Annotated in this window: 21 protein-coding genes; 6 read left to right on the forward strand and 15 right to left on the reverse strand. The window is 60.6% G+C overall.

Annotation, left to right across the window (positions count from 1 at the left end; genetic code table 11):
• The 10 genes from DIC66_RS22165 to iolG all read right to left on the reverse strand — a co-directional run.
• Positions 1 to 766 (reverse strand): FGGY family carbohydrate kinase (locus DIC66_RS22165; RefSeq protein ID WP_275405277.1); only part of this gene is annotated, 766 nt, incomplete at its 3' end.
• A complete protein-coding gene (locus DIC66_RS22170) occupies positions 744 to 1,928 on the reverse strand; it encodes an ROK family transcriptional regulator (protein WP_117180361.1) in 1,185 nt (394 codons plus the stop codon). The genes DIC66_RS22170 and DIC66_RS22165, both read right to left, overlap by 23 nt.
• Positions 1,912 to 2,124 (reverse strand): hypothetical protein, encoded by a 213-nt coding sequence (locus DIC66_RS23000; RefSeq protein WP_147321388.1) that lies wholly within the window; start codon positions 2,122 to 2,124, stop codon positions 1,912 to 1,914. Before DIC66_RS23000 ends, DIC66_RS22170 begins: the two co-directional genes overlap by 17 nt.
• 7 nt (positions 2,125 to 2,131) lie before the next feature.
• Positions 2,132 to 2,911 carry an ATP-binding cassette domain-containing protein gene (locus DIC66_RS22175; protein WP_117180362.1) on the reverse strand — a complete coding sequence of 260 codons (780 nt, stop codon included), beginning with the start codon at positions 2,909 to 2,911 and terminating at the stop codon, positions 2,132 to 2,134.
• Complete coding sequence (locus DIC66_RS22180; protein WP_117180363.1) at positions 2,911 to 4,098, reverse strand: sugar ABC transporter permease; 1,188 nt, start codon at positions 4,096 to 4,098, stop codon at positions 2,911 to 2,913. The genes DIC66_RS22175 and DIC66_RS22180 overlap by 1 nt, the downstream gene beginning before the upstream one ends.
• 87 nt (positions 4,099 to 4,185) lie before the next feature.
• Positions 4,186 to 5,208, reverse strand: a complete 1,023-nt coding sequence (gene xylF / locus DIC66_RS22185) for a D-xylose ABC transporter substrate-binding protein (protein ID WP_117180364.1) — start codon at positions 5,206 to 5,208, stop codon at positions 4,186 to 4,188.
• A 528-nt stretch (positions 5,209 to 5,736) separates the two neighbouring features.
• The gene (locus DIC66_RS22190) at positions 5,737 to 6,705 is read right to left on the reverse strand and encodes a hydroxyacid dehydrogenase (protein WP_117180365.1); all 969 of its coding nucleotides are present in this window, start codon (positions 6,703 to 6,705) and stop codon (positions 5,737 to 5,739) included.
• Positions 6,705 to 7,520 carry an HpcH/HpaI aldolase family protein gene (locus DIC66_RS22195; protein WP_117180366.1) on the reverse strand — a complete coding sequence of 272 codons (816 nt, stop codon included), beginning with the start codon at positions 7,518 to 7,520 and terminating at the stop codon, positions 6,705 to 6,707. The genes DIC66_RS22190 and DIC66_RS22195 overlap by 1 nt, the downstream gene beginning before the upstream one ends.
• Before the next feature lie 9 nt (positions 7,521 to 7,529).
• Positions 7,530 to 8,966, reverse strand: a complete 1,437-nt coding sequence (locus DIC66_RS22200; RefSeq protein WP_117180367.1) for an NAD-dependent succinate-semialdehyde dehydrogenase — start codon at positions 8,964 to 8,966, stop codon at positions 7,530 to 7,532.
• 3 nt (positions 8,967 to 8,969) lie between these two features.
• Positions 8,970 to 9,977 carry an inositol 2-dehydrogenase gene (iolG, locus tag DIC66_RS22205; protein WP_117180368.1) on the reverse strand — a complete coding sequence of 336 codons (1,008 nt, stop codon included), beginning with the start codon at positions 9,975 to 9,977 and terminating at the stop codon, positions 8,970 to 8,972.
• Between the two features lie 75 nt (positions 9,978 to 10,052).
• On the opposite strand from iolG, the gene iolD reads away from it, so the two are divergent.
• The 5 genes from iolD to DIC66_RS22230 all read left to right on the forward strand — a co-directional run bounded on the left by iolD (position 10,053) and on the right by DIC66_RS22230 (position 15,343).
• Entirely contained in the window at positions 10,053 to 11,903 is a 1,851-nt protein-coding gene (gene iolD / locus DIC66_RS22210) for a 3D-(3,5/4)-trihydroxycyclohexane-1,2-dione acylhydrolase (decyclizing) (protein ID WP_117180376.1), read from the forward strand.
• Positions 11,904 to 11,926: 23 nt separating this feature from the next.
• Entirely contained in the window at positions 11,927 to 12,745 is an 819-nt protein-coding gene (locus DIC66_RS22215; RefSeq protein ID WP_117180369.1) for an SDR family oxidoreductase, read from the forward strand.
• Positions 12,746 to 12,790: 45 nt separating this feature from the next.
• On the forward strand, positions 12,791 to 13,843 hold the full coding sequence (locus DIC66_RS22220; RefSeq protein WP_117180370.1) for a sugar phosphate isomerase/epimerase family protein: 1,053 nt from the start codon (positions 12,791 to 12,793) through the stop codon (positions 13,841 to 13,843).
• Between the two features lie 11 nt (positions 13,844 to 13,854).
• Entirely contained in the window at positions 13,855 to 15,030 is a 1,176-nt protein-coding gene (locus DIC66_RS22225; protein WP_233506072.1) for a Gfo/Idh/MocA family protein, read from the forward strand.
• 76 nt (positions 15,031 to 15,106) lie between these two features.
• On the forward strand, positions 15,107 to 15,343 hold the full coding sequence (locus DIC66_RS22230; protein WP_117180371.1) for a type II toxin-antitoxin system Phd/YefM family antitoxin: 237 nt from the start codon (positions 15,107 to 15,109) through the stop codon (positions 15,341 to 15,343).
• A 90-nt stretch (positions 15,344 to 15,433) separates the two neighbouring features.
• Here DIC66_RS22230 and DIC66_RS22235 read toward each other — a convergent pair whose 3' ends face one another.
• The 5 genes from DIC66_RS22235 to DIC66_RS22255 form a co-directional block, all read right to left on the reverse strand.
• A complete protein-coding gene (locus tag DIC66_RS22235; protein WP_117180372.1) occupies positions 15,434 to 16,639 on the reverse strand; it encodes a phytanoyl-CoA dioxygenase family protein in 1,206 nt (401 codons plus the stop codon).
• A gap of 37 nt (positions 16,640 to 16,676) precedes the next feature.
• Positions 16,677 to 17,846 carry a Gfo/Idh/MocA family protein gene (locus DIC66_RS22240; RefSeq protein WP_233506073.1) on the reverse strand — a complete coding sequence of 390 codons (1,170 nt, stop codon included), beginning with the start codon at positions 17,844 to 17,846 and terminating at the stop codon, positions 16,677 to 16,679.
• Positions 17,846 to 18,631, reverse strand: a complete 786-nt coding sequence (locus DIC66_RS22245) for an ATP-binding cassette domain-containing protein (protein WP_117180373.1) — start codon at positions 18,629 to 18,631, stop codon at positions 17,846 to 17,848. Before DIC66_RS22245 ends, DIC66_RS22240 begins: the two co-directional genes overlap by 1 nt.
• A gap of 11 nt (positions 18,632 to 18,642) precedes the next feature.
• Positions 18,643 to 19,797, reverse strand: a complete 1,155-nt coding sequence (locus tag DIC66_RS22250; protein ID WP_199534821.1) for an ABC transporter permease — start codon at positions 19,795 to 19,797, stop codon at positions 18,643 to 18,645.
• 98 nt (positions 19,798 to 19,895) lie between these two features.
• Entirely contained in the window at positions 19,896 to 20,912 is a 1,017-nt protein-coding gene (locus DIC66_RS22255) for a sugar ABC transporter substrate-binding protein (RefSeq protein WP_117180375.1), read from the reverse strand.
• Positions 20,913 to 21,354: 442 nt separating this feature from the next.
• Here DIC66_RS22255 and DIC66_RS22260 point away from each other — a divergent pair.
• Positions 21,355 to 21,571 (forward strand): biotin carboxylase N-terminal domain-containing protein (locus DIC66_RS22260; protein WP_147321345.1); only part of this gene is annotated, 217 nt, incomplete at its 3' end.

A 21,571-nucleotide genomic window follows, 5' to 3' on the forward strand; every position in this document is an offset into this window, starting at 1 on the left:
GGAAGCCTTCGCCTGCATTGACGGCGCCCATGCCAATGGCACTGGACGCGTTGTCACCGGCACCACCGGCCACGACGATGCCACTCTGCAGGCCGAGTGCACTGGCAGCAGTGGCACTCAGGGCGCCACCGGGCGCACTGCCCTCCACCACGCGGGGCATCTGCTTCTCTGTCATGCCTGTCAGGGCCAGCAGCTCGGGCGACCAGGCCCTCTGGGCCACATCCAGCCAAGCAGTGCCGCTGGCGTCCGACATGTCGCTGATGTGCTCGCCGGTGAGCATCAGGCGCACATAGTCTTTGGGCAGCAGCACTTTGGCCACCTGGGCAAAGACGGCAGGCTCGTGCTTGGCGACCCAACGCAGCTTGGGCGCGGTAAAGCCCGGCATGATGAGGCTTCCAGCCAGCTGGGCGGCAGCGGGGAGTGCTGCCATCATCTCCTCGCACTCCCGGGCGCTGCGGGTGTCGTTCCACAGAATGGCCGGGCGCAACACGCGGTCGGCTGCATCCAGCAGCACGGCGCCGTGCATCTGGCCCGACAGGCCTATGGCTTTGACGGCTGCGTATTGCGCCGGGTGCTGCTGCTGCAGGGCTTTCAAGGCGATGCCAGTGGCGCTCCACCAGCTGGCCGGGTCCTGCTCGCTGTGGCCGGGGTGGGGGCGCGAAACTTCCAATGTAGAGCCTGCCGTGCCAATGACGTGGTGCTGGTCGTCCAGCAGCAGCGCCTTGACCTCGGAGGTGCCGATATCAATTCCAAGAAACGTGGGCATGCAGAGTGTCCGGTGCAGGCCGTTGGCCGGTGAAGTCCAAGGCACGCGAAATGGCGTTGGATGGGCTCTCCAGAGGCCGCAGACGATAGTAGTGGGGGAGTGCTGCCGCGCCGACGGCGGTGGCCAGATCGCCGTGCCTGCAATGCGCAACCAGTGGAGCTTCGGCTGCGCTGTGTTCCTGCAGAAACTGCTGCTTGGCCTCTTCAAACAGATCAGGCCACCGCATCAATGACTCGCCACCCATCACAAAAATGGAGGGGTTGAACGCCCTCCACAGATTGTGCAAAAGTGCCGCCACCACCGACGCGCGCACACAGGGCTGGGCCAGCCCTTCCAGCGCTTCAGAGGCCAGCAGGGAATCCACACAGCCACTGCGTCCGCAGACCGTGCAGACAGGGCCATCCCCTTGAATAAAGGTGTGGCCGATAGCGCCTGCCGTGCCACTGAAGCCGGCGCAAATCCGGTCCCCCACGACAAGGCCCGTCTGAATCGATTGGGAGAAATCCAGATACATCAGGGTGTCGGCCCGCTGCCCGGAGAACTCGTAGGCACCTACCGCACAGCAATGGTATTTGCTATGCACAAAAAAGGGAATGTCCGCCAGCCCCTGCTTCTTGAAGGCCAACCGGACCCTTTGGACAATAGGTTCGTTCTTCCACGCGAAATCACTGGAAGACTTCAGGGTGCCCGTGTTTTCATCAAACACGCCTGCAAAGGAAATGCCAGCACCCCCCAGCAACAAGCCGGTGTTGTGAATCCTGTCGCTGGCTTCGGACACCAGGCTGGCGACCAGGGCCAATACAGTGCCGATGTCGGTAGAGGTGTTGTCGGCTTTGAGTGAAAACTGGATCTCGCCCGAGGTGGACACGGATACCAGCTGAACCCGGTCCCGACTGCACTCCACACCGATCAGCGCACGGGACTGCGAATCCACAAACAGCGATGTGGACGGTCTGCCCACAGGGCTCTTGGAGAAGAGCTCACTTTCCACCAGCCAGCGCTCCTCGATCAACTCCTTGACCAGCAGGCTGATGGTGGACTTGGTAAGGCCGGTAAATTGCGACAGCTGCGAGCGCGACATGCCAGGCTTGGCCTTGAGCATGCGGTACACGACGCCCTGGTTGATCAGCTTGAGCAGTTGTGGGTCACCAATTGCGCTCATGGGCTTCACTCATTGTTTCTTCATGGGGGCGAATGACCGCATGTGCCGGGTTGGGCTTGGCAATGTGGGGCGAGCGCGCCTGCACTTCCACCGGCAACAGGCACGCCAGAAAGACAGCTACCAGCGTCATCAGAACGGCGACCGCCAGGGACGAAAGTCCAACGTGACGGATAACACTGCTGAGCTTGTCTGCCATGGGACGGTCAGGCGGGGTCTATCTGCTCGGGCAAGCGGGTAACCTTCTTGCCCGCGATGATCATTCCCAGCACTTCGTCTTCGGTGACATCTGCGGTTTTGTAGGTACCCACCGTCTTGCCGTTCTTCATCACGCACAGACGGTCGGAGAGTCCGAAGACGTCCGGCATGTCGTGGCTGATCAGGAAGATGCCTACGCCGCGGGCCTTGAGGGTGCGCACCAGCTCATGCACCATCTGCGTTTCTTCTGGCCCCAGGGCTGCACAGGGCTCATCCATCACCAGGGCCTTGGCCTTGAAATACAGCGCACGCGAGATGGCCACCACCTGACGCTGGCCGCCCGAGAGGGCACGCACCGGAACGCGGATGTTCTTGAAGTTGGGGTTGAGTTGCTTGAAAACTTCACGCGCCTCCTTCTCCATGGCGTAGTCGTCCAAGGTGCCCCACTTGGTCTTGATTTCCCGGCCCAGGAACAGATTGGCCACCGCATCCAGGTTGTCTGCCAGAGCCAGCGTCTGGTAGATGGTTTCCACGCCGTAGCGCTGCGAGTCGGAGGGGCTCTCGATCCTGGCCACTTCGCCGTTGATGCGGATGTCGCCGCTGTCAATCGGGTAGGCACCGGCCAGCATCTTCATCAGTGTCGATTTGCCCGCACCGTTGTGCCCCAGCAGTGCCACCACTTCGCCCGCGTAGAGCTTGAGGGTGACCTTCTCGACGGCGTGCACACCGCCAAACGCTTTGCTCACGCCCTGGATATCCACCAGGGCTGTCTTTTTGGTATCAGTCATCACAGACGCTCTCCAGTTGCACGGCGATACATCACATCAAACACAACGGCTACGATGAGGACCTGGCCAATAATGACCAGCCGTTGTCCCACGCCGACTTCCATCAGCAACAAACCACTTTCCAGAAACTGGATGATCAGCGCGCCCAACACGGTGCCCAGCACACTGCCACTGCCGCCGGAGAGGGCGACGCCACCGATCACAGCGCCGGCAATCGCATACAGCTCCATGCCGGTACCCAGGGATGCGGTACCCGCATTCAGGCGCGAGATCGCCACCATGGCAGCGATGGTGGTCATCACGCCCAGCAGCAAATAGATTTTCAGCGTCACCCAGCGCACCGGAATGCCGACCAGGTTCGCGGCTTCCGGGTTGCCACCAATCGCGTAGATGTAGCGGCCAAAGCTGGTGCGGTTGACGATGAAGGAAATGAAGGCCACCACCACAGCCCAGATCAGCACGGGGTTGGGGATGCCCTGTGGGGAGGTCTTGCTTTCGATCTGGTAGGCGCACATGACGCCTACAAACAGCAGCACCACCGCAATGAAAAATCCGGAAATCAGAAAGTCAAAAATTACGGGCCGGGGCTCCAGTCCGTGCGACTGCATGGAGCGTCGGCGCGAAAAGGTATTGGCAACAATGACCAGGCTTGCCACCAAACCGAGGGTCCAGCTGGCCGTGGTGCCAATTGCTCCGTCGAGTCCGCCACCTATGAGCAGGAAGGTGGGGTCCGAAATGGGTTGTGTGCGCCCGTCCGAGAACAGGAAGGCAATGCCGCGAAACGAAACCAGTCCGCCCAGCGTGACCACAAAGGAGGCAACACCCAGGTAGGCCGAGAGCCAGCCCTGGTACAGGTAGACGGCCAGCGAGATGGCCAGTCCGACCAGGCTTGCAGGTACCCAGTTCCAGCCCTTGCTGTACATGAGGTAGGCAATGGCAACGCCTACGGTGGCGAGCACCGAGCCGACCGACAGATCGATTTGCCTGGCCACAATCACCAGCCCGATGGCGGCAGCCACGATGCCCACAACGGCCGACTGCTGCGCGATGTTGTACAGGTTTTCAGGGGACAGGAAATTGCCGGTGGCAACATGGAATGCCAATGCCATGACCACCAGGACCATGGACATGATCATCAGCCGGAGGTCCAGCGCGCTGATTTGGAATTTCTCTTGTATCGATCTCATAGTGTTCTCTCGTATTCGGTCGGCATCAACAAAAGGGGTGGAGAGACACATGCCTCTCCACCAACTGTCAAGGCTTCAAGAACCTGCTTACTTGCAAGCGGCCGGGCCGGTGGCCACGTCAACGCCCTTGCAGACTTCTTCCTTCGAAATCCAGCCAGCCTTGATCACCACATCCAGGTTGGCCTTGGTGATGGGGATGGGCTTGAGCAGGATGGATTGCAGGGCAACCTTCTTCTCGCCATCGCTGAACACGCCAGCGCCCTTTGGCTTCTCTTTCTTGGCCAGGGCCACAGCAACCTGGGCTGCAACCTTGCCCAGTTCGCGGGAGTCTTTCCACACGGATACAGTCTGGCTGCCCAGGGCAACACGATTCAAGGCTGCGTGGTCGCCGTCCTGGCCGGAGACTGGAACACCCTTCATGCCCTTGGATGACAGGGCTGCCACCACACCGCCGGCCATGCCGTCGTTGGAGGACACCACAGCGTCAACCTTGCCACCGGTCTTGGTGAGGATCTGCTCCATGTTCTTCTGGGCGGCTTCAGGCTTCCAGTCGTCGGTGTACTCTTCACCAACGATCTTGATGTCACCCTTCTTGATGGCAGCTTCCAGCACTTCTTGCTGACCACCACGCAACAGGTTGGCGTTCGGGTCGGTAGAGGCGCCCTTGATCATGGCGTAGTTGCCCTTGGGCATGGCGGCATAGATGGCTTGTGCCTGCAGGCGTCCGACTTCCTTGTTGTTGAAGGAGATGTAGAACACTTCAGGAGACTCGAACAGGCGGTCATAGGCGATCACTGGGATGCCCTTGGCCTTGGCCTTGGCCAGCGCAGGCGCAATCGCGTCCTTGTCCTGGGCCAGGATCAGCAGGACCTTGGCGCCCTTGTTGATCAGGCCGTCGATGTCGGCGAGCTGCTTCTCGGGGGATGCCTGGGCATCGGCCGCAACGTAGGAGGCGCCATGCTTGGCCAGCTCATCCTTGATGGCCTTTTCATCGGTGGTCCAGCGCTCTTCGCGGAAGTTGGACCAGCTCACGCCGACCAGCTGTGCCATGACCGAAGTGCTGGCTGCGGCGACCATTGCGGCCACGATTACGGAACGTTTGAATTTCATACAAGTCTCCAAAAAATTAATGATTCGCTCACATCGAAACTGGACGGGTTCGACAACACATTTCGATTCCCAGGCCGCCCCCTGGGCATTTCCACTTGCGCAGGTTCCAGGAACCTGAATCAAGACCACTGCCTATACCCACATCACCACCACAAGCACGTCAGCCCCACTTGGCCAGTTTCTGGCTGCTGTGCCGCGGGCCTCTTTTTTGCAAGCCCAATAGGCCAAAATGGCTTTCAACAACATGCGATGTGCCTTGTGGGTGTTGACGGTGGGTACACAACTGCTTAGACTCACTTCAACGTTTATTGCAGAAGTTATGCAACAGCAATTGCATTGAATAATAAAGCGCAACAAACATTGCACAATACGGGTTTTCCCCTAATTTCGTTCACTGCACGTAGTAAATTCAGGGCAATGTGGATGCCATGTTTGGCATGACGCTGCAGCCGCAAAGTACCCAGGCAAAAAAATGGCGTCATCCTTGCGGATGACGCCCAATCTAAGTACCCCCCCAACAAAATTACCTTACGCAGCGGCCTTTAATGCCGCCCGGTTGACCACCAGGTTCTGGTCAATGCAGCCGTTAAAAAAGTCCAAAGCGTTTTGCACAGAAGAGATGGCCATGCGCTCAGCACATTCCGCAGTGAGGCCTGCGATATGCGGCGTCAGAATGGCGTTGTGAAGACCAAACAAAGCGTTGTCCTGTGTGGGCGGTTCCGTCTCAAATACATCCACACCGGCACCGGCAATGAGACCGTTTTGGAGTGCTACGGCCAGTGCCGCTTCATCGATGACTCCACCCCGTGCCGTATTGACCAGCACGGCGTTGGGGCGCATGTAGGCAAGCTCGTCAACGCCAATCAAAGCCTTGCCGCTGTGCGGCACGTTGACGGACACGGCGTCGGCCCAACGCAAACCCTCTTCCAGGGAACTGACCGGCGTGACATCACCTGTGGGCCAACCGGCTTTCTCCAGATAGGGGTCATAGGCCCGGATCCGCATGCCAAAGCCCGATGCCATCCTCGCCAGGTGCCTGCCGATGCGGCCGTATCCAATGATGAACAGATTCTTGCCACTGACCTCACGTGCAGCCAGCAGATTACGCCAGCCCCAGCCGGAATTGCGCACCGATGTGTCCGCCTTGACGGTCTGCTTGGTCGCGGCAAGTATCAGCATCATGCTGTGCTCGGCCACCGAGACTGAGTTCACGTCACCGCAGACAGCCAGCGCAATGCCCCGCGCATTAACGGCTGCAAGGTCTACCGTGTCGTAACCCACGCCGTGGCGTGACACGATCTTCAGGTTGGTACCCAAGGCAATGGTGGCCGCGCTGCAAGGCTGGGTGCGAATCACCAGGCCATCGGCTTTGGAGATGAGCGGGGCGTAGCTGGCTTCGCTGACCTCTTCCACATAGTCGTAAGTGATGCCAGGCGCATTCTTGAGCAGCGCCATGCCACTGGGATGGATCTTTCCGGCAATCAGAAGGTGTGGCATCAATACGCTCCCTTGGTTTCAGCAGCGACTGCCGACTTTTCACCGGCCAGTTTCCTGAACTTGGCGACACTTTCCTGTGCGGCCGCGGCCAGCAGACGCGAGTCACCGGAGACGGTGGTCATGTCGAAACCCCATTCGATGGCACGCGCTGCGTATTCGGGTGTGCCGCAATGCAGGGCGGCGCGGATACCATTCTTCTTGCAGGCCGCCACAATCTTCTTCAGGGCCTCAATCATTTCCGGCTCTTCGCGGTCAAAGGCCGGTGCCAGACGTCCCTGCATCAGGCTGAAGGTGAGGTCAGCCGGTCCTACATAAATGCCGTCCAGTCCGGGTGTGGCTGCAATCGCCTCCAGGTTCTGCATGGCTTCGGCAGTTTCCACCATGGCAAAGGCCAGCATCTCGCCATTGGCCTCCTGCGCGTAGTTGGCACCGGCCGAGAAGTTGGCGCGGGTGGGGCCAAAGGAGCGCTGCCCCAGGGGCGGGTAGCGCATATAGCTGACGAACTCGGCCGCCTGCTCTGCGGTGTTGATCATGGGGCAGACCACACCATAGGCACCGGCATCGAGTGCCTTCATGATGATTCCGGGTTCCAGCCATGGCACGCGGGCCAGCAACGTCATGCCCGAGGCGCGCATGGCCTGAAACATGGGCAACACATCGCTGTAGTCCAGCGCGCCGTGCTGGATGTCAATGCAGATGCTGTCATAGCCCTGGGCGGCCATGATCTCTGCGGTAAACGGATTGCCTACCGACAGCCAGCCGTTAATGCTTGGCTTGCCTTGTCCCCAGATTTCCTTGAGTTTGTTTTTGATCATGTCTGTCTCTTAAAGAACAATTTGTGCGAGCTTGGTGTCCAGGTAATCGGCGATACCTTCGATGCCACCCTCACGCCCCATGCCCGAATACTTGGTGCCACCAAACGGCGCCTCAGACGCCGCCATGGCAAAGCTGTTGATGCCTACCATGCCGGCCTTGAGGCCAGCCACCGTGGCGCGTATGCGCTTGGCGCTCTGCGTGAAGGCGTAGGCCGAGAGGCCCATGTCCGAGGCGTTGGCACGGGCGATCACTTCATCATCGTCACGGAAGGTGGTGATGGCAGCGATCGGCCCGAAGTTTTCCTGCTCGAACACCTTCATGGTGTCGGTCACACCGGTGAGCACCGTAGGTTCAAAGAAGAAGCCCTTGGCGTGGGCCGGCGAGCGGCGCCCACCGGTGGCCACCTTGGCACCAGCTGCCACGGCGCTCTGCACAATGGAATCCATCTCATCCAGGCGTGCACCGTTGATCAGCGGGCCCATTTGTGTGGCGGCATCCATGCCGTCACCCAGCTTCAGTGCTTTGGCGCGCTCCACAAAGCCTTTCACAAACGCATCGTGCAGGCTCTCATGGACAAAGAAGCGGTCGGCCGTAACGCACACCTGGCCGGCATTGGCGTACTTGGTGGCAGCCGACACGTTGAGGGCAAGCTCCAGATCCGCATCGTCATAAATGATGAGGGGGGCGTTGCCACCGAGCTCCATGGAGGTCTTCTTCACCGTGTCTGCCGCGTCGCGCAGCATCTGCTGGCCAACCCGGGTGGAGCCGGTGAGGGACACCTTGCGCACGGACGGCGCGGCCATGATGGGCGCGTAGGTGGTGGACGTGGGACCTACTACCAGGTTCACCACGCCGGCAGGAATGCCGGCCTCGCGGATGCAGTCCACCATCACCATGGCCACACCGGGTGTCTGGCTGGAGGGGCGGATGACAATGGAGCAGCCTGCCGCCAGGGCAGGAGCCACCTTGCGGGCCACCAGGGCAGCAGGGAAGTTCCAGGCCGTAAAGGCAGCAGCCACACCCACGGGCTCGTGGCTGATCTCGAAGCGGCCACCGGGCACGCGGCTTTCCACCACGCGGCCGTAGATGCGGCGCGCCTCTTCAGCCATCCAGCGGAACTGGTCGATGGAGAGGTTCCACTCCCGCTCCGACTGGACCAGGGGCTTTCCCGTCTCCATGGTGATCATGGTGGCGCCTTCCGCGCGACGGCGCGTCATGACGTCAGCCACCAGGTGCAGCGCATCGGCCCGCTCGAAGGAGGACTTCTTCTTCCAGACCTCGAAGCCCTTCTCTGCGCTGGCAATCGCCTCCAGCGTATCCGTGTGGGTTGCGTAGGGCACGCTGCCCAAAGAATCCTGCGTCACCGGGCTGAAGACCGGGGCGCTTTGCTTGTCCGATGCCTGGCACCAGGCGCCGTTGAGGAACAGGCCGAATTTTGTGTACATGACTTAGCCCATTTCACTCATGTTGACGACTCGGCCGGTCTGCACAGACTTCAGCGCGGCTTCGGCCAGCATGAGTGCCAGGCGGCCATCGGCAAAACCCACTTCCGGCTCACGCTTGTTTTCAATCGCATCCACGAATTCGCTGACCTCGGCGGCAAAGGCCTCGGTGTAGCGTTCGATGAAGAAGTTGAGGTAAGGCTCGCTGCGCTCGGTGAACGTGCGGGTGGACAGGGTCGCCTCGTGGTTCTTGCGGTTCTGCGAGCTGGCCATGCCAAGCGTGCCCAGGGCTTCCACGCGCTGGTCGTAGCCATAGGCGGCCTGGCGCGAGTTGTTGATCACGCACTGTTTGCCGCTGGCCGTGGTCAGGGTGACGCAGACAGTGTCGTAGTCCTGCAATTCATTCATCAGGGCCGGGTCCACCAGGCGGCTGCCGGTGGCGTAGACCTGGGCCACTTCTTCACCCAGCATGAAGCGGGCCATGTCGAAGTCATGGATGGTCATGTCGCGGAAGATGCCGCCAGACACCTTCAGGTAGGCGGCAGGCGCCATGCCAGGGTCACGCGAGGTGATCATGACCTGGTGCAAGTCACCAATGTCGCCACGGCGCACAGCGTCGCGGGTGGCACGGTGGCCCGGATCAAAGCGGCGCACAAAGCCCAGCATGATGGGAACATTCTTGTCGCGCACCTTGGCGTAGCACGCGTTGACGCGGTCCAGGCTCAGGTCAATCGGCTTTTCGCACAGGATGGGTTTGCCAGCGGCAACCGCCATCTCAAGAATGTCTGCATGGGTGTTCGTGGATGTTGCAATAAGTATTGCATCCACATCTGGTGAGGCCAGAACCTCTTCAATGGACTTGGAGGTTTTCACTCCCAATTCCGCTGCTATCTTGTCAGCCGATGGCTGATGAATATCAAATACCGTGGCGAGACGGGCTCGCGGATGGTTCGCGATGTTACGAGCATGCATCACACCGATGCGACCACAACCTAAAACTGCAATATTGACCATAAGGTACCTCCTTGTGCAATAATAATTGCTGTGTATCGCAATTGTCAATAACTCATTCAACACTTGGAGATCAACATGCCCGAGAAGACTGTTCGCCTGACCATGGCGCAAGCGCTGGTCAAGTATTTGTGCAACCAGTTCACTGAAATCGAGGGCGAAAAAGTTCCCCTCTTTGCCGGTGTCTTTGCCATCTTTGGTCACGGCAACGTGACCTGCCTGTCCGAAGCGCTGGAAGCCGTGCAAGACACACTGCCCACTTGGCGCGGACAGAACGAACAGTCCATGGCCCTGGCCGCAGTGGCCTTTGCCAAGGCCAAGAAGCGTCGGCAGTTGATGGTTGCCGCCACCTCCATCGGCCCGGGTGCGGCCAATATGGTGACCGCTGCCGGCACGGCGCACGCCAACCGCCTGCCCGTGCTGCTGCTGGCCGGTGACACCTTTGCCAACCGCCTGCCGGACCCGGTGCTGCAACAGGTGGAGCACTTCAACAACCCCACCATCACGGTGAACGACAGCTTCAAGGCGGTGGTGCGTTATTGGGACCGCATCACCCTGCCTGAGCAGATCATCACCTCGCTGCCCCAGGCCATTGCCACCATGCTGGACCCGGCCGATTGCGGCCCGGCCTTCATTGGCCTGTGCCAGGACACGCAGGAAATCGCCTTTGATTACCCCGAAGAATTCTTTGCGCCCACCACCTGGGCCGTGCCCCGCCCGCGCGCCGACAAGGACAAGCTGGCCCAGGCTGTGGCCCTGCTGAAGACGGCGAAAAAACCGCTCATCATTTCTGGCGGTGGTGTGCGCTATTCGCTGGCCGAGCAACAGGTGGCTGACCTGGCCCTGCGCCATAACATCCCCGTGGTGGAAACCATTGCGGGCAAGGGTGGCCTGACCCACTACCACCCGGCCCATGCAGGCCCCATCGGCATTGTGGGCTCGACCTCGGCCAACGCGCTGGCCACCGACGCCGATGTGATCCTGGCCATTGGCACGCGCCTGCAGGATTTCACCACCGGCTCCTGGACGCTGTTCCGTCGCGATGCGCAGTTCATCTCCATCAACGCCGCCCGCTGGGACGCCACCAAGCACCGCGCCATCAGCGTGGTGGGCGATGCGCTGGAAACCGTGGAAGAACTGGAGCAAGCACTGGACACCTGGGAAGCACCCGCTAACTGGTTCGCGCGTTCGCGTACCCTGTTTGCCGAGTGGGAAGCCCTGCTGGAGAGCCACAAAAAACCCTCCAACGCGCTCATCCCCACTTATGCGCAAGTGGTCGACGTGATCAACAAGGGCGCGCGTGACAACGACACCCTGATTGCCGCTGCCGGCGGCATGCCCGGTGAAGTGACCAAGGGCTGGCGCGTCAAGGACCCTCACACCTTTGACTGCGAGTTCGGCTTCTCCTGCATGGGCTACGAAATTGCCGCCGGTTGGGGCCACGCACTGGCCAAGGACGGCAAAGGCACACCCATCGTGATGCTGGGTGACGGCACCTACATGATGATGAACTCGGACATCTACTCCACCGTGCTCTCCGGTCACAAGATGATTGTGGTGGTCTGCGACAACGGCGGCTACGCGGTGATCAACCGCCTGCAGCAATTCAAGGGCGTGCCCGGCTTCAACAACATGCTCAAGGACTGCCGCGTCAAAGAGCCCTTCCCGGTGGACTTTGTGAAGCATGCCGAATCCATGGGTGCGCTGGCCCGCAGCTGCCAGACCCTGGAAGAACTGGCACAGGCCATGGAGTGGGCACAAAAGAATGACCGCACCACCCTCATCACCATCGTCACCGACGCCTATGCCTGGGTACCGGGCGATGCGGACTGGGACGTGGGCGTGCCCGAGATCAGCACCCGTACATCGGTGCAGGAAGCGCGCGTGGCGCAAGAGCTGATTCGAAGCAAGCAGCGCGTTGGTATTTAAGCATTTGAACTAAGGAGATTTTTGTGAATCGACTCGATGGAAAAATTGCCGTCATCACGGGCGGCACCCAGGGCCTGGGCGCAGCCATTGCCCTGAACTTTGCCAAGGCCGGCGCGGCAGGCCTGGTGGTATGTGGCCGCACCGCCGCCAAGGGCGAAGCGGTGGCCCAGAGCATCCAAAAGGAAACCGGCGTCAAGACGGTGTTCGTGGCCGCTGACCTCAACAGCGTGGACGACTGCCGCAATGTGATTGAACAAGCCGACAAGGTGTTTGGCCGCATCGACGTGCTAGTGAACGCGGCTGGTCTGACCGACCGCGGCAACCTGCTCAACAGCTCGCAGGACCTGTTTGACCGCATGTTTGCCGTCAACGTGCGCGCCCCCTTCTTCTTGATGCAAGAAGCCGCCAAGCGCATGATCCGTGACGGCATTGCAGGCTCCATGGTCAACATTGGCTCCACCTCCGAACATGCAGGCCAGCCCTTCCTGTCGCCCTACTCCGCCTCCAAGGGTGCGCTTGCCACTCTGACCCGCAACTCCGGCTACGGCCTGATGCGCAACCGCATCCGCGTGAATCAGCTCGACATCGGCTGGATGGCCTCCGACGGTGAAGACCGCGTGCAGCGCGAATACCATGGTGCGGACCCGCAGTGGCTGGAAAAAGCCGCAGCGGCCCAGCCCTTTGGCCGCCTGCTGGCACCCGCCGAAGTGGCCAAGGCTGTGGCCTTCCTGGCGTCTGACGACAGCGGGATGATGACCGGCTCGGTGATTCACTTCGACCAGTCGGTGTGGGGCGCGTATGACGGCGGCCCACCGCACCCCGCAGAACCACTGAGCGAATAATTTTTTGCGAATCAATATTCGAATCACTCTTTAAGAAACAACACCATGAAAACCATCAAAGGACCCGGTATTTACCTGGCGCAGTTTGCGACCGATGAGGCACCCTTCAACCAGTTGGACACGCTGGCCCAATGGGTGGCCGACAGAGGTTTCAAGGGCGTGCAAATCCCCACCTGGGATACCCGCATCTTCAACCTGAAGCTCGCCGCAGAAAGCCATACCTATTGCGACGAGATCACCGGCATGCTGGCCTCCAAGGGACTGCAGGTCACCGAGCTGGCCTCGCACATCACCGGCCAGCTGGTGGCAGTGCACCCGGCGCACGACCAGATCATGGACAGCTTCGCACCCGCCGAGGTGCGTGGCAATCCGGCAGCGCGGCAGAAGTGGGCCGTGGAGCAAATGGGCTACTGCGCCCGTGCTTCCAAGAACCTGGGTGTGGACCGCCATGTGTCCTTCACCGGTTCGCTGCTCTGGCCCTATCTGTACCCCTATCCCCAGTGGCCCGAGGGCCTGGTGGACGAGGCCTTTGACGAGCTGGCCAAGCGCTGGTTGCCCATCCTGAACCAGTTCGAAGACAACGGTGTGGACCTCTGCTATGAAGTGCACCCCTGCGAAGACGTGCACGACGGCCTGACCTTCGAGATGTTCCTGGAGCGCGTGGGTGGCCACAAGCGCTGCAACATGCTCTATGACCCCAGCCACTTTGTGCTGCAGCAGCTCGACTACCTGGCCTTCATTGACCACTACCACGAGCGCATCAAGATGTTCCACGTCAAGGACGCCGAGTTCCGCCCCAATGGCAAGACCGGTGTGTACGGCGGCTTCCAGCCCTGGAAGACCCGGGCCGGGCGCTTCCGCTCGCTGGGTGACGGACAGGTGGACTTCGGTGCCATCTTCTCCAAATTTGCCACCTATGACTTCGACGGCTGGGCCGTGCTGGAGTGGGAGTGCTTCCTGAAGAACTCCGACGACGGTGCACGCGAGGGTGCGGAGTTCATCAAGAACCACATCATCAAAGTATCGGAACGCGCCTTTGACGACTTCGTGAAGTCGGGCGCAAACAAGGCTGCCAACCGCAGCATCCTCGGAATCTAAGGAAAATTGAAATGACGACAGACAACAACGCACGCCGCCCTTTGCGGCTCGGCATGGTGGGCGGCGGTGAAGGCGCCTACATCGGCAACATCCACCGCATCGCCGCCCGCCAGGATGGCGCACTGCAACTGGTGGCCGGTGCCTTTGACGTGGACGCTGCACGCGGCCACAAGTTCGCAGCCAGCCAGGGCCTGGCCGCTGACCGCTCGTATGGCGACTACAAACAGATGCTGGAAGCCGAACTCAAGCGCGAAGACCGCGTGGATGTGGTGGCCATCTGCACGCCCAACCACACGCACTTCCCGATTGCTAAGGCCTTCCTGGAAGCCGGCTTCGATGTCATTTGCGAAAAGCCCCTGACCACCACCCTGGAAGACGCGGTGGCCCTAGACGCGCTGGTAAAACAGACCGGCCGCTTCATGGGTGTGACCTACACCTACTCCGGCTACCCCATGATCCACGAAGCGCGTGAAATGGTGAGTGCTGGCAAGCTGGGCAAGATCCGTGTCGTGCAGGTGGAGTACCCGCTGGAGTGGATGGCCACCGCCATCGAATCCGAGGGCAATGCCCAGGCCGCCTGGCGCACCGACCCCAAGAAGTCGGGACGCGGCGGCTCCATTGGAGACATTGGCACACACGCCTACCACCTGGCCGGTTTTGTCACCGGCCTGAAGGCCCAGGCCATTACCGCTGACCTGGCCACCTTTGTAGAAGGCCGCCAGCTCGATGACAACGCCCACGTGATGATCCGTTACGAAGGCGGCGCACGTGGCCTGCTGTGGTCTTCGCAAGTGGCGATTGGCTGCTCCAACGGCGTGCGCCTGCGCGTGTTCGGTGAGAAGGGTTCGCTGCAGTGGTTCCAGGAAAACCCGAACGACTTGCTGTTCACCGGCCTCTTGGGCCGCACCGAACTGATCAAGCGCGGCGCAGGTGATTTGTCGGAAGCCGCCAAGTCCCGCACCCGTACGCCACCGGGACACCCCGAGGGCTACCTGGAGGCCTTTGCCAACCTCTACAGCGGCTTTGCCGAGGCCATCAACGCGCGCCGCGAAGGCCGCGCGCCGACAGCCATCGGACAGAACATTCCGCTGGCCTACGACGGCCTCAAGGGCGTGGCCTTTGTGGATGCGGTGGTGGACAGCTCGCAGGCCGATGGGCAGCCTTGGCTGACGCCTGTGGCGGTGTAAGAGGTATGGCCCCTTGCGGGGCCAGCCACCAAAAATGACTTTGGCGAAACCAACCATCAAGACCTGAGGAGTTCACATGCAAGTTACCGCCACCGAAGCCAGGGATCATTTTGGTGACATATGCGACCACGCCAAGACCGGGCCGGTCTTTGTGGAAAAAGATGGGCAGATTGATACGGTCATCCTGTCGGCAAGGCAGTTTGCCGAATTGCAGGCAGACAAGACCATCGAAGTGCAGTCACAACGCAAGCCACAGTTGGAACCATCACACGTTCCGCAGGGACATTGGTGCGACGTCATGCGTGTCTGGTGAGGGCTCATGTCAAATCATCGCGGCTACGGATTAGGTGCTTAACGAAATAAGAGCCCTGCTTTTTAGGCAGGGCGGTTGCCAGAAGCGTCATCAACTCCGTCGGGTCTGCTCCCTTTCCTCGATCCTGCGGCTGAACTGCTCGGCAGGCTGGCCTTCTGCCAGCGCTGCGCGCAGAAGGCCTTGCTGGCTCTGGGGCGCCAGTCCGTTCAGGGGCGGGTCGCGGTCCAGGTTGGTGGGGAAGGAGTAGCCCTCGGCACAGGCGGCCAGCGCGGCATCCAGGTCGTCGGGGGCCATGGTCCTGGCCTGGGTCAGCGCGGCCAGGGTCGGGTAAAGGGCTTGCGCCATGCGCACCCGGTCAATCGATTCCATGGCACGGCCAAAGGCCGACGATATCTGCAGCAGGTTGGCCATGCGCCGGATGTCCTTGGAGCGGTTGTGGCCCGCAGCATGCATCAGCGCCGGGTTGAAGAAAATGGCGTCGCCCTTGTTCAGAGCCAGCTGGATATGGTTGCTGTCAAAGAAGCTCTGGAAGTCCGCCATGCCAGACACCAGGTAGCCCGGCAGGTACTTGTGCGAATGCGGCAGGTACAGGGTGGGGCCGCTCTCCAAGGGCATGTCCACATGGGCCACAGCCCCTTGCAAGGTCAGCATGGGGGAGACGGTGTGCACATGGGCCGGATAACGCTGGGCCTGTGCCTGCGACAGAAAGCCCATGTGGTAATCCCGGTGCGCCACCTGGGCCGCACCACCCGGGTTGACACAGTTCACCGTGGAGGTCATCTGGTAGGCCGGGCCGAGCCAGGCTTCGCACACCATGGCCATCAGGCTGTTGCCGTAGTAGCTGGCAAACACATCGGGCGCGCGCAGGCAGAGTTTTTCCAGCGCGTTCCAGACCCGGTCATTGCTGCCGGGCTTGGCAAAGTGGTCGCCGCCAATGCCAGCCTTGTGCGTCTCTTCAATCAGGCGGTGGAATTGCTCTGTGGTCTCGTCCACCACGTTCAAGTCCGCATACAGGCCCTTCATGATCAGGATGCCCGGGCCGGTGGTCCAAACGCCTGCCCACTCCGCCATCAGTTGTGCGCGCCATGCACTGGCATCAGCCGTGGCTTCTTGGGCTGCGCGCAATGCGGCGCAGTCGTACAAGGGTACGCCTTTGATGATGGCACTGGCGTTGGGAAGTTCTTCGATGGCTGTGACGGTCTGGCAGAGCGCTGCCAGGTCGCTGACCTTGCATTGGTCCACGGTGAGCCACCCAGCGCGTGAGGCGCGTGCCTGGGAGTGCGATGTGTCTTGCATAGGTTTCTAAAAAAGTGTGTTGGGGTTTAAAGGGAACTTAAAGGGAACAGTTGACCCAGGCCTGCTGCTTCATGCTTTGAACGGCACTGGCAATCAGCTTGACGCCTTTGACACCATCGATGACGGTGGGGAATTCGTAGGGCAGCGCGCGGGTTTCCACGCCGGTGATGTGCGCCGTGATGGCGTCCGCGGCGTCGCGGTACAGGGTGGCAAACGCCTCCTGGTAGCCTTCCGGGTGGCCAATTTCTACGCGGGTGGCATGTTCGGCATGGGGGTGCAGGGCACCACCCAGGCGGCGTGTCTGCACCACTTCGAAGCCGTTGAGCTGGCGGTGCTTGAGTTCGTTGGGATATTCCTGGTGCCACTCCAGACCACCCTTGCTGCCATAGATCCGGAAGGACAGGCCGTGCTCCGAGCCCGCGGCGGAATTGGTAACCCACATGGTTCCACGCGCGCCGTTGGACCAGCGCAGCAAGAGGCCACCGTAGTCGTCCACGGCGCGCCCCTCCATGGTGGGGCCAATATCAGCCATCAGCGAAGTCAACTCCAGGCCGCTCACAAAGGCGCCCAGGTGGTGGGCGTGCGTGCCTATGTCACCCATCACCAGCGACCAGTCGGGCATCTGATCGAACCGCCAACCCGGGTTGGCCGAGTCGGCCTCCACCAGGGTGGCGAAGTAGCCCTGCACATAGTTCAGGTGGATCTGCCGGATCTCGCCAATCTCACCCGCCTGCACCATGGCGCGTGCTTGGCGCACCATGGCATAGCCGGTGTAGTTGTGGGTCAGGCAGAAGACCAGGCCACTCTTCTTGACCAGCTCGGCCAGACGCAATGCATCGTCCAGGTTGGTGGTCAGCGGTTTGTCGCAAATCACGTGCAAACCGGCCTGTAGTGACAACACACAGGCCTCGTAGTGATAGGCGTTGGGTGTCATGATGGCCACCACTTCCGCGCCGTCTGCGCGAAGGCGCTCGGCCGCCAGCATGTCCTGCACACTGGCGTAGGCACGTGCGCTGTCGATGCCAATGTCTTTGGCCGCAGCGGCACCGCGCGCGGCATCGGACGACAGCACACCGGCCACGATCTCATAGCGGTCATCGATGCGGGAGGCCACCCGGTGCACCGGGCCAATAAAGCCATAGCTACCACCCACCACGGCCAGACGCAGGCGTCGGCCCAAGGCCTTCATCGTCGCATTCGTGGTCATCAGATGGTGACCCCTTCGAGCTCTTCCATCATGGACTTCATCTCCTGTCCGCCAGCCATCATGTCCAGCACGGCGTCCTTGGCTATCTCACTCTTGCTGTAGGTGCCTATCGACTGGCCCCGGTTGAGCAGCGTGAAGGTGTCACCCACCGGGTAGGCATGGTTCACGTTGTGCGTGATGAAGATAACCGAGATGCCTCTGGCGCGCGCCCGCGTGATGAGCTTGAGCACGTTCACAGACTGCTTGACGCCCAGTGCGGCTGTGGGCTCGTCCAGAATCAGCACCTTGGCGCCAAAGTGGATGGCCCGTGCAATGGCCAGGCACTGCTTTTCGCCACCCGACATGGTGCCCACCGTCTGCCGTGCATCGCGCACGCGTATGCCCAGCGCTGCCAGTTCCACCCGTGCCACTTCGGCGGCGGCATCCAGGTCCATCACCGAAAACATCCCCATGAACTTCTTCATGGGCTCGCGCCCCATGAAGAAGTTGCGGGCCACACTCATCAAAGGCACCAGAGCCAGGTCCTGGTACACCGTGGCGATGCCCTGGTCCAGGGCATCGCGTGGGGACTCAAAGCGCACCGGCTTGCCGTCCACCAGGTACTCGCCCTTGTCCGGCGCATGCACACCGGCCAGCATCTTGATCAGCGTGGACTTGCCCGCGCCGTTGTCACCCAGCAGGCAGTGCACCTCGCCGCGCTTGAGCTTGAGCGTGACGCCATTGAGGGCGATGACCGATCCAAAGAACTTGCTGACGTTGTCCAGCTGCAAAATATAGTCGTTCATGTGCGCTCCCCTTAGTGCCTGGCGCCAACGAAGCGGCGGCGGATGTAGTTGTTGAAGACCACGGCAATCAGCAGCATCAGCCCCAGAAACACGCGGTACCAGCTGTTGTCAATGCTGGTGTAGCCAATGCCGATTTGCACCATGCCGAAGATCAGCGCGCCAAACATGGTGCCGATGATCGAGCCGTAGCCACCGGTCAGCAGGCAGCCACCAATCACAGCGGCAATGATGGCTTCAAACTCTTTTTGCACACCGCGGTCGGCAGAGGCCGAGCCTGCGTCTGCCACCTGCAGGATGGCAAACAGCGTTGCACACACGGCCGTGAATACGAACAGGCCCACCTTCACTTTGGCAACGGGTATGCCCAGGTTCTTCGCGGCATTCGCATCGCCGCCAATGGCCAGAATCCAGTTGCCCAGGCGCATGCGCCCCAGCACAAAGGCGCCTGCGCCAGACAGCACAATCCACCACACCACCGCCTTGGGTATGCCAATGGCCAGTGCGTTGCCATCGTCGCGCGCAGCCATCAGGCCCGCATGGGCCAGGGCGTTGAAGATGTCGGTGAAGCAGTAGCCGAAAAACAGCGTGGAGATCACGGGGTCCTTTACCATCAATTCCTTGAGCAACAGGTCGCCGTTGGCGGAGATGATGGTCTTGCCGGTGAAGATGATGGACAGCGCAAGCGACAGACCGCGCAGGATGAAGAAGGACGCCAGCGTCACGATGAAGGACGGCAGCCCGGTGCGTATCACCAGGTAGCCATTGAGCCAGCCCAGTGCGGCGCACAGCGCCAGGGCGAAGAGTGTGGCCAGCCAGATGGGCCAACCCCAGTAGAGCGCGGGAATGGCCAGCATCATGCCGCCAAACCCGATCATGGAGCCCACGGACAGGTCGAACTCACCGGCAATCATCAACAGGGCTGCGCCCACGGAGACGATGCCCAGATAGCCCGCAACCGTTGTCCAGTTGATGATGCCCTCGGAGCTGAACATACCCGCACCGGCCACCGTTCCAAAGACGATGAACACCAGTATGGTTCCGGCCAGCGCGCCAAACTCGGGGCGGGAGAGCAACTGCTTGAACGATCCAACCTTGCGCACGCGTTCATCGGCCTGGGCGACGGAGGAGATATTTTTTTGCATATCACTTGCAGGGGATACAGACATTTCTTCTCTTTTCTATTTTTCGAGGGTGGACGTGCGCACCTGGCCCACGTCCCCTGTGTGTGAACCCGGCGCGTCAGCGCCGGGTTCCAGCCGCGTGCTTAGCGGTATTGCCCTGCGTATTTTTCGACAGTGGCGATGTTGTCCTTGGTCACAAAGCCAGGACCCGAGTCGATGTGGCGTGCGCCGTAGATGGGCTCCAGGCTGTAGGCCTTGAAGCGCTTCTGCACGCGCGCATCGGTTTTCAGGCTGGCCATGACCTTGGCGAGGTCATTGGTCTTCATTTCCTTCATCAGGGCGAATACCGCAATCGGCACATAGCCCTGGATGTAGGGTTGCTGGTCGATGGCGAAGTTGATGGTTCCGTCCTTGATGCCACGTGTGATTTCGTCAGACAGATCGAAGGTGCCGAAATAAATCTTGCCTTTGATGCCCATTTTTTCAACGGCGCGCAAGGTGGGTGCTGCGGAGTCCGGGCCCAGGGTCAGGATGGCCTCGGTCTTGGGGTTTTGGCGCAGGTAGGCGCTGACCTTGGACTCCACGGTGGTGGGATCGGTGCCGGAGTCAATGGAGGACTTCTTGAAGTCCACACCAATGCCGTCGGCAAAGCCGTGGCAGCGGTCCCACGAGGCGTTGCTGGCGGCAAAGTGGTTCACGCACACAAAGCTCTTGATGCCTGCGGCCTTGGCGCGGTCACCCGCTGCCTTGCCAGCGGCGTATTCGGGCTGGCCCACGTGCATGATGGCCGTGAGCTTTTCGCTCTCGGCATGCGTGCCGGAATTGGCGGTGATCAGGGGGATCTTCTTGTCGGTAACGCGCTTGAGTGCGCCTTGCAGCACGCTGTAGTCGGCAATGGTGGCCACCACGCCGTCGTAGTTTTGCGCTGCAGCCTGCTCAATCAAACGAGCCTGGTCAGCCAGGTCGCCATTGGCGGGATTGCGGAAGTCGATGGTGACACCGAAGTCTTCAGCAGCCTGCTTCTGGGCGTTCTTGATGGTGTTCCACCAGGAGTCTGAATCTGGCGAATGGCCAATAAACACATAGCGATCGCCTGCAAAGGCTCCGCTTGCCATGACAGCTGCGACGGCGGCAAAGAGCACCTTACGCTTGAAATTCATACAAGTCTCCAGTTAAAAATTGTTCGCTTGTCTCGTACTGGTCGGGTACAAAACCACACTTCCATTCCCGGGCCGACCCCCGGGCAGTTACGCTCTTCAAGTTGTGCGATCTGCATTGACCGGACAGGCGCAAGTGCATAGACTCGCAACTTGTCTAGCCAATGCTCTCGTATGGCAACAAATATTGCGCTTTATTTTGATGTGCAATTTGCATTGCACAATTCGGGTTTACCCCATGACATGGTCGAGAGCAAAAATCGCCGGGTTTTCCGTGCTATCCGCAGCGCAAGCGCCCCTGGTTTTTGATAAATTGCGACATTTGTAGTATTGCAATTTATGTTGCAATTGCTGCACAATATGGCCACCGCGGAGCAGGCCCCAAGCGCCTTCCGCGCTTCACCCCAAACGCCTGTACCCCCTGTTTCCAGGGCATCTCCGTCACATGAAAAAAATCAAAAGCATATTGGTCGCCAACCGCAGCGAAATCGCCATCCGTGTCTTGCGTGCCGCCTCCGAGATGGGCATACGCACCGTGGCCATCTACAGCAACGAAGACCGCTTCGCCCTGCACCGCTTCAAGGCCGATGAGTCGTACCTGGTGGGTGCGGGCAAGAAGCCGATCTCGGCCTACCTGGACATTGCCGACATCATCCGCATTG

It is taken from the genome of Rhodoferax lacus, assembly GCF_003415675.1.
Classification (GTDB): Bacteria; Pseudomonadota; Gammaproteobacteria; order Burkholderiales; family Burkholderiaceae_C; genus Allorhodoferax; species Allorhodoferax lacus.

Coding starts and splice junctions, on each gene's coding strand:
- DIC66_RS22220 (WP_117180370.1), top strand. CDS start 12,791: ATGAAAACCATCAAAGGACCCGGTATTTACCTGGCGCAGTTTGCGACC.
- DIC66_RS22240 (WP_233506073.1), bottom strand. CDS start 17,846: ATGACCACGAATGCGACGATGAAGGCCTTGGGCCGACGCCTGCGTCTG.
- DIC66_RS22235 (WP_117180372.1), bottom strand. CDS start 16,639: ATGCAAGACACATCGCACTCCCAGGCACGCGCCTCACGCGCTGGGTGG.
- DIC66_RS22255 (WP_117180375.1), bottom strand. CDS start 20,912: ATGAATTTCAAGCGTAAGGTGCTCTTTGCCGCCGTCGCAGCTGTCATG.
- iolG (WP_117180368.1), bottom strand. CDS start 9,977: ATGGTCAATATTGCAGTTTTAGGTTGTGGTCGCATCGGTGTGATGCAT.
- xylF (WP_117180364.1), bottom strand. CDS start 5,208: ATGAAATTCAAACGTTCCGTAATCGTGGCCGCAATGGTCGCCGCAGCC.
- DIC66_RS22225 (WP_233506072.1), top strand. CDS start 13,855: ATGACGACAGACAACAACGCACGCCGCCCTTTGCGGCTCGGCATGGTG.
- DIC66_RS22230 (WP_117180371.1), top strand. CDS start 15,107: ATGCAAGTTACCGCCACCGAAGCCAGGGATCATTTTGGTGACATATGC.
- DIC66_RS22195 (WP_117180366.1), bottom strand. CDS start 7,520: ATGATCAAAAACAAACTCAAGGAAATCTGGGGACAAGGCAAGCCAAGC.
- DIC66_RS22200 (WP_117180367.1), bottom strand. CDS start 8,966: ATGTACACAAAATTCGGCCTGTTCCTCAACGGCGCCTGGTGCCAGGCA.
- DIC66_RS22245 (WP_117180373.1), bottom strand. CDS start 18,631: ATGAACGACTATATTTTGCAGCTGGACAACGTCAGCAAGTTCTTTGGA.
- DIC66_RS22180 (WP_117180363.1), bottom strand. CDS start 4,098: ATGAGATCGATACAAGAGAAATTCCAAATCAGCGCGCTGGACCTCCGG.
- DIC66_RS23000 (WP_147321388.1), bottom strand. CDS start 2,124: ATGGCAGACAAGCTCAGCAGTGTTATCCGTCACGTTGGACTTTCGTCC.
- iolD (WP_117180376.1), top strand. CDS start 10,053: ATGCCCGAGAAGACTGTTCGCCTGACCATGGCGCAAGCGCTGGTCAAG.
- DIC66_RS22170 (WP_117180361.1), bottom strand. CDS start 1,928: ATGAGCGCAATTGGTGACCCACAACTGCTCAAGCTGATCAACCAGGGC.
- DIC66_RS22190 (WP_117180365.1), bottom strand. CDS start 6,705: ATGCCACACCTTCTGATTGCCGGAAAGATCCATCCCAGTGGCATGGCG.
- DIC66_RS22175 (WP_117180362.1), bottom strand. CDS start 2,911: ATGACTGATACCAAAAAGACAGCCCTGGTGGATATCCAGGGCGTGAGC.
- DIC66_RS22250 (WP_199534821.1), bottom strand. CDS start 19,797: ATGTCTGTATCCCCTGCAAGTGATATGCAAAAAAATATCTCCTCCGTC.